The 14667-nt window shown below is 60.7% G+C and carries 12 protein-coding genes; 4 read left to right on the forward strand and 8 right to left on the reverse strand.

Annotation, left to right across the window (positions count from 1 at the left end):
• Window positions 1-8: 8 nt before the first annotated feature.
• The 8 genes from ACT17R_RS12515 to ACT17R_RS12550 all read right to left on the reverse strand — a co-directional run bounded on the left by ACT17R_RS12515 (window position 9) and on the right by ACT17R_RS12550 (window position 10614).
• Entirely contained in the window at window positions 9-1472 is a 1464-nt protein-coding gene (locus tag ACT17R_RS12515) for a lipopolysaccharide biosynthesis protein (protein ID WP_234180062.1), read from the reverse strand.
• A 48-nt stretch (window positions 1473-1520) separates the two neighbouring features.
• Window positions 1521-2813 carry a Vi polysaccharide biosynthesis UDP-N-acetylglucosamine C-6 dehydrogenase TviB gene (gene tviB, locus ACT17R_RS12520; protein WP_234180060.1) on the reverse strand — a complete coding sequence of 431 codons (1293 nt, stop codon included), beginning with the start codon at window positions 2811-2813 and terminating at the stop codon, window positions 1521-1523.
• Window positions 2810-3808 carry an NAD-dependent epimerase/dehydratase family protein gene (locus ACT17R_RS12525; RefSeq protein WP_234180058.1) on the reverse strand — a complete coding sequence of 333 codons (999 nt, stop codon included), beginning with the start codon at window positions 3806-3808 and terminating at the stop codon, window positions 2810-2812. The genes tviB and ACT17R_RS12525 overlap by 4 nt, the downstream gene beginning before the upstream one ends.
• A gap of 46 nt (window positions 3809-3854) precedes the next feature.
• Window positions 3855-5102, reverse strand: coding sequence for a hypothetical protein (locus tag ACT17R_RS12530; protein ID WP_234180057.1), 1248 nt, complete (start codon window positions 5100-5102; stop codon window positions 3855-3857).
• Window positions 5103-5120: 18 nt separating this feature from the next.
• Window positions 5121-7343 (reverse strand): GumC family protein, encoded by a 2223-nt coding sequence (locus tag ACT17R_RS12535; RefSeq protein WP_234180055.1) that lies wholly within the window; start codon window positions 7341-7343, stop codon window positions 5121-5123.
• A 33-nt stretch (window positions 7344-7376) separates the two neighbouring features.
• Window positions 7377-8108 (reverse strand): polysaccharide biosynthesis/export family protein, encoded by a 732-nt coding sequence (locus ACT17R_RS12540; RefSeq protein ID WP_156001137.1) that lies wholly within the window; start codon window positions 8106-8108, stop codon window positions 7377-7379.
• Between the two features lie 77 nt (window positions 8109-8185).
• The gene (locus ACT17R_RS12545; protein WP_234180053.1) at window positions 8186-9646 is read right to left on the reverse strand and encodes an O-antigen ligase family protein; all 1461 of its coding nucleotides are present in this window, start codon (window positions 9644-9646) and stop codon (window positions 8186-8188) included.
• 107 nt (window positions 9647-9753) lie between these two features.
• On the reverse strand, window positions 9754-10614 hold the full coding sequence (locus ACT17R_RS12550; protein WP_326490191.1) for a metallophosphoesterase family protein: 861 nt from the start codon (window positions 10612-10614) through the stop codon (window positions 9754-9756).
• Between the two features lie 225 nt (window positions 10615-10839).
• Here ACT17R_RS12550 and wecB point away from each other — a divergent pair, with 225 nt between their 5' ends.
• Genes wecB through hslV form a run of 4 tightly spaced genes read left to right on the forward strand, consistent with a single transcriptional unit; the run spans window position 10840 to window position 14666 of the window.
• Window positions 10840-11910 carry a non-hydrolyzing UDP-N-acetylglucosamine 2-epimerase gene (gene wecB, locus ACT17R_RS12555; RefSeq protein ID WP_275261199.1) on the forward strand — a complete coding sequence of 357 codons (1071 nt, stop codon included), beginning with the start codon at window positions 10840-10842 and terminating at the stop codon, window positions 11908-11910.
• Complete coding sequence (gene wecC / locus ACT17R_RS12560) at window positions 11900-13195, forward strand: UDP-N-acetyl-D-mannosamine dehydrogenase (protein ID WP_234180050.1); 1296 nt, start codon at window positions 11900-11902, stop codon at window positions 13193-13195. Before wecB ends, wecC begins: the two co-directional genes overlap by 11 nt.
• Before the next feature lie 48 nt (window positions 13196-13243).
• Window positions 13244-14050, forward strand: coding sequence for a class I mannose-6-phosphate isomerase (locus ACT17R_RS12565; protein WP_444809532.1), 807 nt, complete (start codon window positions 13244-13246; stop codon window positions 14048-14050).
• 49 nt (window positions 14051-14099) lie between these two features.
• Window positions 14100-14666, forward strand: a complete 567-nt coding sequence (gene hslV / locus ACT17R_RS12570) for an ATP-dependent protease subunit HslV (protein WP_234180046.1) — start codon at window positions 14100-14102, stop codon at window positions 14664-14666.
• Window position 14667 lies beyond the last annotated feature (1 nt).

A 14667-nucleotide genomic window follows, 5' to 3' on the forward strand; every position in this document is an offset into this window, starting at 1 on the left:
AAATCAGCTCAAAGCGGGCGCCTGCGGGCCCGAAAAACGACAACGCGGCTCAGCGCGAGACGCGCGGGCCCGAAATTCATTGCGACGAGGATCGCGCAATAGACGGCTATCCCTGCGAAAATCTGAACTCCGAGCCGTACCAATGCCACAGTCCAGCCGGTGGCGCCATATGACCATCGATCAATGCCCTGGAGGATTGCGGCCATAGCGGCTACCGCCACCACTATCTTTCCGAGATCGGCAATCGGCAGCGAGACCGTCCCTGGCAACCGGGTCGAAACGAGCGCCGCGATGGTACAGCCGGCCGCCGCCGCGATCAGGCTGGCCCACGCCGCGCCTGCACCGCCATAGGCGGGAATCAGCGCGAAACACCCGGCAACGAGCAGGCCGATCATCACCCCGGCGTTGACGATCGGCAGCACCGTGCGCTTGGCGATCTGGTATCTGAGATCGACAACGAACGACTTCAGGTTCATGAAAAATGCGGTCGCCGCGAACAGGCCGAGCGATATCGCAGCGTCGGCGCGGATCGCCTTGCCGGTGATCATCCACGCCAAATCATCGGCGACGAAATGCAGGCCGACCGCGCTCGGCAACAGTAAACCGACGAACAGCAGGATATATTGCGAATAGAGTTTCCGCTCTTCCCGGCCCTCTTGCGCCGAATGCAGTTCGAGCAGCCGGGGGTAGAAGGCTTGGCTGAGTGAGGAGGCCATCATTCCGATCGAAAAGATCGCAAGATCGGCGCCCGCAGCGTAACCTGCCACAGCGTCGACGCCCTGTTTGGCCCCAAGAATATAGCGATCGAGGCTGGTTCCGAGCTGAACCAGCAGGATCGAAAAGGACAAAGGCAGACCATAGCGCGCGAGATGCCCGAGGATCGTGCGGTCGACATGGCGCGGGCGTACGCCGTCGGCCCACGTCAGAAAGCGCGGAATCAGCAGTGGTAACCAATAGGCGAGTCCGAGCGCGAACATGAAATGATCGAAGCGCCGTGACACGAAAAAGGCCGCCAGCGGCAGCGCGAGCGTCAGCAGCAGCTTGGCGATCTGGAGCTGGACGAACAGCGCGGGACGGCGCTGTAACGTCAGCTGCACATTGCTGTATTCGTACACCGAATAACCGCTCAGCAGCATCAGCATGCCGATCGTCATCTCCGCTGTAATCGACCGTCCTGAGAGCAGGATGACAGCAAGTGCGGCCGACGCGGACAGCACTCCCGACAGCAACAGCGCAAACAATCCGCTGCTCTGCAACCGTACGCGGTCGGGAACTTCGGCGTACATGCGGTACACCGACTGGATCACCCAGGTGCAGAACAGGGCGTTGAACAGCGCCGAGGTCGTGATCGTCAGAGTGTAGACGCCATAGTCCGCAGGCCCGAGAAGCCGCGAGAAAATGGCAATCGAAGCGATAGTGAGAAGGGCGGCGAGTGCCCGACCGACCATGTAGATACCGCTAGCCCGGATCACGAAATGCCCTCCCTTCCCGCCGCTAGGAAGAATGCGCCAAGCCGCTTCTTAAAGCCGCAGGTCCGCATCTTCGAGGGGAAGCACGCCCTTCACGTCGACGAGGATCGCATCATCCTTACCGAATGCGCGGAGCGCCGCGGCGCCGCCTTCGATGAATTCGCGATGCGCCACAGCGAGGACGACCGCGTCGTAGCCGGCACCCGGCTTTGTGATCACGTCGAGGCTATACTCGTGCCGCGCTTCCTCGGCGTCGACCCACGGGTCGTAAACGTCAACCTCGGCCCCATACTCGGCAAGTTCGCTAATCACGTCGACAACCCGCGTGTTGCGGATGTCGGGGCAATTCTCCTTGAATGCAAGGCCGAGCAGCAGGATGCGTGCACCCTGCACCGGCAGCCCGCGCTTGATCATCAGCCGCACCGTCTGGCTAGCGATATAGCCCCCCATTCCGTCGTTGACGCGCCGCCCGGCCAGAATGACCTCGGGGTGATAACCGACCGCCTGCGCCTTATGCGTCAGGTAGTAGGGATCGACACCGATGCAGTGTCCGCCGACAAGCCCCGGTGTGAATTTCAGGAAATTCCACTTCGTCCCCGCTGCGGAAAGGACGCTGTGCGTGTCAATGCCAAGCTTGCCAAAGATGATCGACAGCTCGTTCATCAGTGCGATGTTGAGGTCGCGCTGGGTGTTCTCGATGACCTTTGCCGCTTCGGCGACGCGAATACTCTCTGCCTTGAAGGTTCCGGCCGTGATGATCTCCGCGTAGAGGCGGTCGACCCACTCGGCGACCTCCGCCGTCGAACCGCTCGTGACCTTACGGATGGTCGCCAGGCGATGCTCCTTGTCGCCGGGATTGATCCGCTCGGGGCTGTAGCCGCAAAAGAAATCCTCGTTAAACTTTAGCCCGCTCACGCGTTCGAGGATCGGCACGCAATCCTCTTCGGTGCAGCCCGGATAGACCGTGCTTTCATAGATTACGATGTCGCCGCGCTTCAGCGCCCTGCCGACTGTCTCCGATGCTTTGACGAGCGGGGTCAGGTCAGGGCGCTTGTGCGCGTCAATCGGGGTGGGAACGGTGACGATGAAAACGCGCGCCGCCGACAGATCGTTGGCGTCGCAGGAAAAGCCGAGGCGCGCCGCTGCGGCGAGTTCCTCGGCTGTCGTCTCCAGAGTATCGTCACGACCTTCGCGAAGCGCCGCGATGCGCTCCTGGTTGATGTCGAAACCGGTAACGTCGCGCAAACGGCCGAATTCGACTGCAAGCGGCAGGCCGACATAGCCGAGGCCGATAACGGCGATCGGCGCCGAGGCAAAATCAGGCAGGGAAGATATGGCGGTCATTTTTGGAAATAATCCCTGTACCAAGCGACGAACTGCGCGACGCCGTCGCGGAAATCTGTCTGCGGACGATAGCCGGTCAGCTTTTCAAGCAGACTGGCGTCGGCCCAGGTTGCGGGCACATCACCCATCTGCATCGGCATCAGATTACGTTCAGCCTTGCGGCCCAGCGATTCTTCGATCGCGGCGACGAAGTCGAGCAGGCGGACCTTGTCGTTGTTACCGATATTGACGATGCGGAACGGCGCGACCGGCGACAGGCTGTCGCCTTCCTCGACATCACCGGCCGACGCCGGGCGCTGCGGCACGGCATCGATCAGCAGCCGGATACCGCGAACCAGATCCTCGACGTAGGTAAAGTCGCGATACATGTCGCCGCCGTTGTAGAGGTCGATCGGACGGCCATCGAGGATTGCATCGACGAACTTGTAGAGCGCCATGTCCGGGCGGCCCCACGGCCCATAGACCGTGAAGAAACGGAACATCGTCGTCGGCACGTTCCAAAGGTGCGCATGTGCATGCCCCATCGATTCTGTCGCTTTCTTGGTCGCGGCGTAGATGGTGAGCGGGGTATCAGCCTTTTCGATTTCCTGAAACGGCATGTCCTCGTTTGCGCCGTAGACCGACGAGGTCGACGCCATGAGCAGGTGACCGACATTGTTCCGGCGCGCCGCCTCCATGACGTTGAAGGTCCCGATGACGTTCGCCTGCAGATAAGCATGCGGATTTTCGAGCGAATAGCGCACGCCGGCCTGCGCCGCGAGATGGACGATCGCGTCGGGCTGGAAGGCATCGATGACTTCGTCGATCCGCTCGCGATCCTCAAGCATCGCCTCGGTCGCCTGGAACGCCTGGCTCTGAAGCAGGATCTGGTGACGGCGACGCTTCAGATTGACGTCATAATAGTCGGTCATGCCGTCGAAACCGGCGACCTCAAACCCTTCGGCGAGAAGTAGTTTCGCCAGATGGAATCCAATAAAGCCGGCCGTGCCGGTCACGAAAATTTTGCGGCCCACGCGTTTCTCCACAGCAAAAAAATCAGAACTAGGATCGTAGAGAGTCCGCTGCAGTCGGTGCGGCGCCCACACGACGTAGACTCAACTGGTGGACCTCCACGTCGACACCCTCCGTGCTCGTAGACGTGTCGAATTCAAGCGTCGCCCAATACCAGCCACAGCTGGTAACGCGAACGTCTAACGTCGCGTTCCCCGTTGCTCGTCCAAGCGAAGCTGGAGCAATCGACGCAGCAGTCTTCGACCGTTCGGCGCAAGCAAGTCGGAATTTCAGAGATGCATCAGTATTTGCTGGCAGCCCCGACACCTTCCATCGCAGGCGATAGCGACCGGGAGCACCAATTTGAACGAGCTGGCGCGCAGCGATACCCGAAGAGCCCGGAAGGCTTGACAGCACGAGCCGTCCCGCCTCCGGTTCGATATCGGCACCGATGTCGCCCGATTGTAGCAACTCCCAATCTAGAGGGACGAAGCGCGGCTCATGCCTGAAATCCGAATTTGCAAGGATTTCGCTGGTCGATCCCCGCTTGAGACCCAGCGCCTGCGAGAGCTTCAACGCGGCGCCGGGATCAAGATTGGCCAGCTCGCGTATCAGGAGAAAATCGCTCTCTTCCGGTGTGTTAAGGTTCCAAGGCGAGCCCGCAATCTTCTGACGAACCCTCGCGCCGTTGAGAACGAGCGCGCTGTTGCCCGCAACGGTCGTCCAATATTCCCGTCCCCATTCGGGTCTACGACCAAGCAGCGGCGGCAGCGCGCTAAGCGCGCCGGGGTTCACCGTCGCCGCCGCCATGCGTCCAACGTAAAGATCTCGAACCTTGTAGCTGACCGCCATCGCCCGTCCCAGCAGCAGAATGGCTCGTTTCGGCTCGTTGCGCTTCATGGCATCGTCGATCAGCATCGCGTTGACCAGATTGTCGCGCCGCGTCAGTCTGCCGGCGGAGCCGAGCAACAGTTCGGCCTGCCCTGTTTTGCCCTGCCTCACCTCCGATTGGACAAGAATCGGCAAGGATCCTTTTGCGAGAGGCTCAGAAGCGAAAGCCTGACTGGCCAGCTCGACTTCACGCCTCGAGGGCTTTGAGTTAGGATTCTTCGCGATACGCACAGCCTGCAGCAGGCTTGCAAGCGACGCACGGGCAGCGCCGTCGAAAGGCATGCCCAGCGCCAAGGAGCGCGCCGGCGCCCGCCTCTGATTGACGATAGCAAAGCTCTGTAGGGCGGCGGCCACGCCTGTGACGAGGCCGATGCCAAGGAGCAGATAGGATTTGCCTGACAGTCGCATCTTCTTTGACCAAACCGCTCAGCTTTCGCCGCCGCTTTTCTGTTCAGCACCGTAACCATAGCCGTAGCCGTAACCGTAGCCGTAGCCATATCCGTAGATCTCGTTGCGGCGACCCACCTTGGTGACGAGCGCGCCATAGATCTGCGCGCCAGTTTGACGCAGGCGAGCAAGCGCCGACTTGATCGCCCGCGAGCTGTTGCTCGACGCGTCCACAGTGAACATAACGCCTTCAACAGCTCTCGCGAGGAGCGGCGCGTCGGCAAGGCCGAGCACGGGCGGCGCGTCGAGGATTACATGGTCATAGTCGCGCAGCAGGACCTCAATCAGCTGACCAAGACGCGATGAGCTGAAAAGTTCGGCGGCATTCGGCGGCATCGGGCCAGCGAGCATATAGTCGAATCCGAACTTTGGCGCCTTCTCGACCAACTTTTCAATATCGTCGAAACCAGTCAGATAGTTGCTGAGGCCAATCTTGTTGTCAATCTTTAGTAACTCGTTCAGCGAAGGACTGCGAATGTCGGCGTCGATGAGAATTATCTTCTTTTCCGTCTGGCTGAATACGCTCGCCAAGCTAATCGCGGAGCTGCTCTTGCCTTCCGCCGGTCGCGTAGAGGTGAGCATAAAGCTGCGCGGGGCACCATGGTTCGTCAGGAAGGTTAGGTTGGTCTGCGCCGCGAGATAAGCTTCGTAGATCATTGATTTCTTGTCGAGGAGTAATTTCTCGAAAGCGTCCGCGTCCACCTTTGGAATCGATCCGAGCAGCGGCAGGCCGAATCGGTCGACAACCTCGCTCGGATCGCGGATCGACTGGTCGAGTTGCTCGAGTAGGAAAACGAGTGCGGCAGCTAAACCAATCCCTGCCAGCAGCGAAAGCGCAAGGTTCAGGAATAGATTGGGGCTCGACGGTTTGCGAGCGGGAATGCCTGTATCGACAACTGCGATATTGTTAGTACCGACGCCCGCCGCGCCGATTTCTTTGTAGCGCTGAAGCAAGCCGTCATAGAGCTGGCGGTTCGTGTCGACCTCGCGCTGGAGGATAGCATATTCAATCGATTTCCGCTGCTGATCGCGGTACTTTCCGGTAATCTTGTCGAGTTCGTCGATAAGATCATTTTCCCGCTTCACCGCTGCAGAATAGGTTTCACGATTGATGTTTTTTGCTCGGCTCGTTTCCATTTCGACATTGCGGGTCAAGGTCGCGAGCTGCTCCCGCTTCGATACGAGCTCTGGATAATCGTCGCCAAAAATGGCACTAAGTCGCGCGATGTCGGCAGACAGCTCGGCGCGCTTCTGCCGGAGCCCACTGACCGCATTGTTGCTCCAGCTATCCGCTGACGATGTCGAGTTGTTGAGTTGGCTTTCCGCTTGAATGCGCTCGTCACGCGCCTTGGCCAGCGCTTCGCTAATCTTTTCGACATCGGCCGATGCAAGCGTTCGCTCTGAAACCGTACGGCCGCTAACCGGATCTACACGCCCCTCAATCGTAATGATGCCGCTATTCGTAGCATAAGTGATTAATTCGCGCTCAGAATCCTCAAGATTGCGGCGGAGCGAGGAGATGCGTTGCTCGAGGAATTTGCGCGCGTCACTCGTCGCGGCGAAACGCCGGTCGAGGTTCGAAGCAACAAACTGTTGCACCCATAGGTTGGTAAGCTTCGCGGAGAGCCCTGGAGAGGGCGTCGAGATGCTGATGTCCACAAGGCTCGACTGGCGCACGGGTGAAATGCTCACGGCTTCAAGCAGAATCTTCTCGGCGCGCTCGGCCATTTGTGTGCGTTGCGCGCTGTTAGGTGCGCGGCCCTCATCTCCTTCGGTCAAATCATAAACCGCGAGGAATTCCTTGTCATTCAACAAATTTCCGGCTCGAACAGTTCGAGCAGCGAGCGAGCGCGATTCCAGCAAGCTGTACTGCGTGTTGAAAAAAGCGATTTCGTTGGCAATTGTCTTTTCGCGCGCGCCCTCGACATCGGTTTCCACAGGCGCCTGCGGCGAAATCTCGATCCGCGATGTGCTCGTGTAGAGCGGGGTCATGAGGAAAGTCGCAATCAGGCCGAGCGAAAGGCAGGACAGAATCACGGCCGCGACCCAGACCTTGTAATTGAGGACCGCTACAAAGGCCCGCTCAAGCGTATGCATGTCAAAAAAGCCGCTTCGATACGCCGGTGCGTCCGCATCGACATCCAGGGTCACCGCATTCGCGACCGGTCGACGGTCTTTCACGCTATCCATATTCAGCTTCATCCGTTCAGAAATTGCGGGTGCTCCGAGATCGCCTCAGAGATTGCTAATCACGACGAGCGGCGTACTGAGCAAAGTCGCCGCCTTGATGACGTCCTCGAACAGGCGGCGCTGCGGAGAATCGCCCACTACCACCACATCGTTCGGAAAAATCTCGGGATCGGAATAGTTACCACGGCGGATCGCCTTCAGATTATAGATTCCTACATATTGCTTGCCTTGGACCTTGCGGAAGACAAGCACATCATCGAGCTTTGCAAACTCAGTTATCCCGCCCGCAAGCGAGATCGCGCGCATGAGGGTCTGCTTGCCAACGAGGGGGTATTGGCCGGGCTTGGTCACTTCGCCGTCGATGGTCACCGCCTGCGACATTAACAAGGCCGGGTTGCTCGACGCTTTTAGATTAACAGTGACCTGTGGATTGCGGACGTAGCGTCCAGCGAGCCGGCTTTCAATTTCGGTGGCGAGCTCGGCCGTCGTCTTGCCTGCGCCGTCAATTATCCCCGCGAAAGGATAGGAAAAGCGGCCGTTGCCGTCAGTCAGCACTTCGCGCGTGAGATCGGGAACCCCATACACTTCGACTGTGAGCTCGCTAAAAGGACCGACGAATGTCTGGCGCGACGCCTGCTGGACATCGACACCGGTCGGCTCTGGCAGAGCTTCAAGCACGGTGACGCCGCTGGTCGGGACATTCGCCACGGGAGCCCTCCCGCCGCAGGCTGCAAGGCCAAGGCAGACAAAAACAACAAGGGAACGCAGGCCGGTCATATTAGAAAGTTCCAAGCAAGAATATTGGGGGGGGACTGAGCGGCCATAGGAAGAAAATCGAGGTTACGAAAGCTTCTTTAGCCCTGCCGGGCCTGACCTCCGCTCATGGGATGAAGGCGAGCGAGAATGACAAGCAAAAACGCCCCGACCATTGCAAGCGATTGAGTTCGCAAGGGATAATCCACGATGGAATTCAGTGCGATCAGTGAGAAGGCGCCGGCAAGAACGAGCGGCTCGATAAATTCAACCCCGAGCGGTCGCGAGCGTTGCCGCAACGCACCGACCAGACCTGCGACGATCCACAGCGCTCCGGCGAGAAAGATCAGTACAGCGGGCAATCCGCCCTCGATCGGCAACTGCAGCCAATCGTTGTGAGCCTGATTGAAATAATCTTGCCGCAGAAGCGCGTCGGGTTCAACTATCTGGTACACGCTCGCGAACGACCCGAAACCGGAACCGAGCAGCCACTGCCCCTTCGCGAGCGAAGCAACAGTCCCGAGCGCGGCGATTCGGATTTCTTCCGCACCGTCCCCATCCACGAGGCGCCCGACCGTATTGTCACGCCCAGAGAAGTAAAAGACCGCAACCAGCCCCGCGATAAGGAGGAAAGGAAACAGGCTCAGAAGAATGCGTCGCGAGGGCCTCGCTGTTTGCGCAGCAGCCGACGTGCGGCGATGCGCGCGATCCCGCGCCTGATTTAGCGGTTTGGGCTCGAAACGATAGCTCCACCTAACGAGCAGATACGAGAAAAGGAGGCTTGCAGACCCGAAAACCAAGCCGAAGCGCGACCCGATGATCAGAATCAGCAACAGGAAAAAGACCACGCTGCCGGCCAGCATAGGCAGGATCAGTGGCCGCTTCGTGCGGCTCGCAATCTCGTTTGCGGCGAGCCAGCCGGCCGAGAGGATCGACAGCGACAGCAGCAGCGCATTGTGGTTGCGGTTGGCGAACAGGCCAACGAGCGAGCCCTCGTTGGTAATACGAAAGAGATAAAACAGGCTTCGGGGCCCTGCGACGAACTGAAACAGGCAGAAAAGCGCCGACGCCACGCCGAAGGACCAAATCGCCCACCACAAGCGTATCCGCTCGTCGTTGGGAACCGCAGCAGCCACGAGCAGACCCGCCGCAGGAACGATGAGCGCAAGCAAGCTATTCACCGTCTGGGTCGGGGTCAGACTGATCGGTCGCCACCGTTCTGCCGTGCCGAGCAGCTCATCGATCGCAAAGATGCGATCGCGGAGCGGAAGCACGCTCCAGATGTTGGGAGACAGCGGAATCAACTGGACGAGCATCCACATCGCCAGCAGGCCGAGTAGGATCAGCGGGACACGAATACCCCTCCATGCATAGGTCGGCACGAACGCAAGCATAGCGAAAAGTGTCAACGTGGCGAGCCCGCGCAGCAGAGGCAGCGAGGCAATATCGCTGCGCGACCCCCCCCCGGTCAGCGCGACGGCAAAGACGAATAGGGCGAGAATGACAGCACTCGCTGCTGGAGACAATTGGTTCCGCAGCAAATTGCCCGATACCGGCTTCATCGACTTGGTCGGCCTCATTAAAATCCTGTCCCAATGTTCTTAGCGCAACCGGAAGAGCGATCCAGCCGGTTCAGAGTCTATCGCTTCATAATAAAGCAGGCAAAAGACTATTCGCGTTCAATATCCGCGGTGTCGAGAAACCAGCGTTCGCTTCCCTCCAGTCCAACGGCTGTCAAGCGGCCCGTTAGATATGCGCCGGTGTCGATGCCGATGCGTCCACGCGCCTCATCGACGCCATCCGAAATCGTATGGCCGTAAACTACGGTTGCGCCATGATCATGCTCGCCATCGATAAACTCGTCACGAATCCAACGCAAATCCGACAATTGCTGCCGATCGAGCGGGATGCCAGGCCGGACGCCGGCATGGACGAACACATAATCTCCGATCTGAACCATATCTTCGCCGCGCCCCAGAAAATCGATGTGCGATTGGGGAACCAGATGCGGCAGGCGCTCGGCAACCTCTTCAAAGTCCGCTGCGGCATAGGCGGCATCGTCGCACCAATAGCTTCTTATGGTCGCATCGCCGCCGATCCGGATAAAATAGCGCACGCGCCGCAAGTCGCCCGAAAGCGCGGACAGAAAACATTCCTCATGATTTCCGATGAGAAGAGTCACCTTGTCGAACGGAGCCCCGAGGCGGATCGCGCGCTCGATGACAGATGCAGAATCGGGTCCGCGATCGACGAGGTCGCCGAGCAGGATTAGCGTCGTTTTCGCCTGGCCTCGGCCGGCGTTGTCGGCCTCGATCTTCGCCAACAATTGCTCGAACAGATCGTCACGACCATGAATGTCCCCGATCGCATAAACTCGCTCGCCAGCGGGCACACGCGGCTCCGCCGCGCGCGAACCGCGCTCTTCGCCTCGCCGGCGCTTCAGAAAACCAAGTAAGGACATATGGGGCTTTACGAGTAGAACTCTGAAATTACAGACAAATGCATCACCTGCCGCCCCCCTCGATGGCATGTGTTACGGCCCACGGGAGGCGTATCCGATCGTTTCGAACCAGAATTCCGCGAACGGCCGGGCGAATAGTGGCAAGTTAAGCCAGCGGCAAGAGCTTTGCGCTAAGGCGGGCGAAGGAATCGCCGAGAAAGCCTTTGCCTTATGAGTCCGGAATTGCGTTCATCACAGCATTCAGCGGCGCGAAAAATCGTTGTCGTGGTCGGCACACGACCCGAAGCTATCAAGATGTTTCCCGTGATTCACGCGCTTCAGCGCACCAACGGCATCGACGTTCGTGTCTGCGTGACCGCCCAGCACCGCGAGATGCTCGACCAGGTTCTTGCAATAGCCCGAATCATTCCCGACGTCGATCTCGACATCATGACCCCGAGCCAGTCGCTCGATGCCCTTCTCGCGAGACTGGTCACCGGACTCGGCGAGACTTTCGACACAGAAAGGCCGGACCGCATTCTCGTTCATGGCGATACATTGACAACAATGGCAGCAACGCTCGCCGCCTATTTCCGCAAGATACCTGTCGGCCATGTCGAGGCGGGGCTGCGCAGCGGAGATATCTATCATCCCTGGCCCGAGGAGGTAAATCGCAAGGTCACAGGCTCGGTCGCCGACCTGCATTTCGCCCCGACCGAGACCGCCGCCGCTGCGCTGCGTTCGGAGAATGTGCCGGACGAGCGGATTCACATCACCGGCAACACCGTCATCGATGCCCTGCTCGCAACGAACGCGCGCATCAACGAAGACCCGTCGCTCGCAGCTGGCCTCGATCCGCTGGTAAAACGATATGCGAGGAAGCGGATCATCGCCGTCACCTCGCATCGGCGCGAGAATTTCGGCGAGGGGATGCGCGCGATCGCCGAGGCGATCGCAGCCATCGCCGCGCGCCCCGACGTCGCGGTGATCTTTCCCGTCCACCCGAACCCGCAGGTCCGCAGCGCGATGGAGCCGCTGCTCGCCGCGCTTTCCAACGTCGCGCTGATCGACCCGCTCGATTATCCGCATTTCGTGCGCCTGCTCGCCGAAGCCGATCTCGTGCTGACCGACAGCGGCGGCGTGCAAGAGGAAGCGCCTTCTCTCGGCAAACCAGTGCTCGTCATGCGCGAGACGACCGAGCGACCCGAAGGCATTACGGCAGGCACGGCAAAGCTCGTCGGCACCGACAAGGACCGTATCGTTACCGAAATTTTCAGCCTTTTGGACGATAGCGAAGCCTATTCGGCGATGGCCCGAGCGCACAATCCGTTCGGCGACGGCCTCGCTGCCCAGCGAATTGCGGAGATTGTCGCGCGTGCCCATTGATACCGACCAGCAAGTTACCGTCCTCGGCCTCGGCTATATCGGGCTGCCGACCGCGGCGCTGATCGCGCGATCGGGCTGCCAGGTCACCGGCGTCGATGTCAGCGAAAAGGTCGTTGAAACGGTCAACAGCGGCAAGGTGCATATCGAGGAAGTCGATCTCGATGGTCTCGTCCAGGGCGTCGTTGCACGCGGTGCACTCATCGCTTCGACCGAAGTCGCTCCCGGCGACAGCTTCGTGATCGCCGTGCCGACGCCGCACGACGCCGATCATCGCCCCGACATCAGCTATGTGCTGGCAGCAGCTCGCGCGATCGCGCCCAAACTGCAAGCCGGCAATCTTGTCATCCTCGAATCGACATCGCCCGTCGGCACGACCGAAAAGGTTGCCGCGCTGATCGCCGAATTGCGCCCCGACCTGAAGGTGCCCGGCGCGTGCGCCGGTGCCGCCGACATCTTCATCGCTTATTGTCCGGAACGCGTCCTGCCCGGCCGGATTCTGGTCGAGCTGGTCGACAACGACCGCTGCATCGGCGGTATCACGCCGCGATGCGCGCGCCGTGCGATGACCTTCTACCGCCAGTTCGTGCGGGGTGCCTGCATCACGACCTCGGCGCGCGCCGCCGAAATGGTCAAGCTCGTGGAAAACAGCTACCGCGACGTCAACATCGCCTTCGCCAACGAACTGTCGATGATGGCCGAGGAAATGGGTGTCGATGTCTGGGAGGTGATCCGCCTCGCCAACCGCCACCCGCGCGTCAACATCCTCCAGCCTGGCCCCGGCGTCGGCGGCCATTGTATCGCGGTCGATCCCTGGTTCCTCGTCCACGGCGCGCCCAATCACAGCCGCCTGATCCGCACCGCGCGCGAGGTCAATCTAGCGAAGACCGCGCATGTCATCGGTGCCGCCGAAATGCTGGTGTCGCAGCACCCTCAGGCGCGCGTCGCTTGCCTCGGCCTCGCCTTCAAACCGAACATCGATGATTTCCGCGAAAGTCCCGCGGTCGAGGTGGCGGCAGCCCTCGCTCGCCGCTTCGGCAAGCAGGTCGACATCGTCGAGCCCTATGCGCGCGGCCTGCCGGCCGAATTCGCCGGTACCGGATCCGAACTCATCGACCTCGATACCGCACTCGCGAAGTGCGACCTGCTGATCGTGCTCGTCGATCACGACCTGTTCAAATCGATCCCGCTCGAAGAACGGTCGGACAAGATTGTCTATGACACGCGCGGTCTCTGGCTCGACCAGCCGGGCGGGAGCACCCCTAACCGGCTCAATCGCGCCGCTTGATGCGCGCGGTCGCTTGACGTCCTCGCGCACGCGACACATGACATCGTCATGTTGACCCGCCTTCCCCCGCATATCGTAGAAAAGCCGTGGGGACGGACCGACATACCCGCGGCATTCGGCGACTTCGGCGAACGGCGCATCGGTGAGATATGGTTCGCGCATCCCGACGGCGATGCGGCGCCGTTGATGATCAAATTCCTGTTCACCTCCGAGCGGCTGTCGATTCAGGTTCACCCCGACGATGTCCGCGCGCGCGCCGCCGGTTATGCGCGCGGCAAGGACGAATGCTGGCTGATCCTGGGCGCCGAGCCGGACGCCGAACTTGGCCTCGGCCTGAAAGCCCCCGCCGACGTGGCCGCACTTCGCGCCGCGGCGCAGGATGGATCGATCGTCGACATGATCGATTGGCGGCCGGCGCAGGCGAGCGAATTCTTCTATAATGCGGCGGGCACGATCCATGCGATCGGCGGCGGGCTGACCTTGGTGGAGGTGCAGCAGAATGCCGACTGCACCTACCGCCTCTTCGATTACGGCCGGCCGCGCGAACTGCACCTCGATGACGGGCTTGCGGTTGTCGACGCTGCGCCATCGCACGGCGCGCCGCACTGCGCGATCGACCCGGCGGCGAACAAGCGCCTTGTCGATGGCCCCCACTTCCATCTCCTGCATCTGGCGGCGCCTTTCGATCGCGACTTTGTGGGACCGACCGGGCAAAGCCTGACGCTCGTGCCGCTGGCGGACGGCTGCCGGATAGGCGACGAACCGCTGCCGTTCGGGGAAGTCGGCCTGCTCGAAGACTTATCTTCGCTCGAAATGGCGCCCGGCGCCCGCGCGCTGCTCTGCTGGGCCGCCTGATCGCCCCCTCCCCTTGCGGCCCGGCGCCGCTTTACCCATATCGCGCCGCATGACCCAATCGATCACGCACCGTGACGCGCCCTGGCACGGAACCACCATCCTCTCCGCCCGCAATGCAGAAAAGGTTGTCGTAATCGGCGACGGTCAGGTGTCGATGGGCCAGACGGTGATGAAGCCCAATGCCCGCAAGGTCCGCCGCCTTCACGACGGCAGTGTGATCGGCGGCTTCGCGGGTGCGACCGCCGATGCCTTCACCCTGTTCGAACGGCTCGAGGCCAAGCTCGAGCGCCACAATGGTCAGTTGCTGCGCGCCGCTGTCGAGCTCGCCAAGGACTGGCGCACCGACAAATATCTGCGCAATCTGGAAGCGATGATGATCGTCGCCGACAAGGAAGTGACGCTCGTCATAACTGGCAACGGCGACGTCCTCGAACCGCTCGGCGGCACCGCAGCGATCGGCTCGGGCGGCAATTTCGCGCTGTCGGCCGCGCGCGCACTCGCCGATTATGAAAATGACCCCGAGGTGCTGGTAAAAAAGGCGATGCAGGTCGCCGCCGAGATCTGCGTTTACACCAACGACCAGACCACGCTCGAAACCATCGAAATTCAGGCATAAT

The organism is Sphingopyxis sp. Q841 (assembly GCF_052384365.1).
Taxonomy (GTDB): Bacteria; Pseudomonadota; Alphaproteobacteria; order Sphingomonadales; family Sphingomonadaceae; genus Sphingopyxis; species Sphingopyxis terrae_A.

Coding starts and splice junctions, on each gene's coding strand:
- ACT17R_RS12550 (WP_326490191.1), bottom strand. CDS start 10,614: ATGCCATCGAGGGGGGCGGCAGGTGATGCATTTGTCTGTAATTTCAGA.
- tviB (WP_234180060.1), bottom strand. CDS start 2,813: ATGACCGCCATATCTTCCCTGCCTGATTTTGCCTCGGCGCCGATCGCC.
- ACT17R_RS12535 (WP_234180055.1), bottom strand. CDS start 7,343: ATGAAGCTGAATATGGATAGCGTGAAAGACCGTCGACCGGTCGCGAAT.
- ACT17R_RS12565 (WP_444809532.1), top strand. CDS start 13,244: ATGTTGACCCGCCTTCCCCCGCATATCGTAGAAAAGCCGTGGGGACGG.
- ACT17R_RS12545 (WP_234180053.1), bottom strand. CDS start 9,646: ATGAAGCCGGTATCGGGCAATTTGCTGCGGAACCAATTGTCTCCAGCA.
- ACT17R_RS12530 (WP_234180057.1), bottom strand. CDS start 5,102: ATGCGACTGTCAGGCAAATCCTATCTGCTCCTTGGCATCGGCCTCGTC.
- ACT17R_RS12540 (WP_156001137.1), bottom strand. CDS start 8,108: ATGACCGGCCTGCGTTCCCTTGTTGTTTTTGTCTGCCTTGGCCTTGCA.
- wecB (WP_275261199.1), top strand. CDS start 10,840: ATGTTTCCCGTGATTCACGCGCTTCAGCGCACCAACGGCATCGACGTT.
- hslV (WP_234180046.1), top strand. CDS start 14,100: ATGACCCAATCGATCACGCACCGTGACGCGCCCTGGCACGGAACCACC.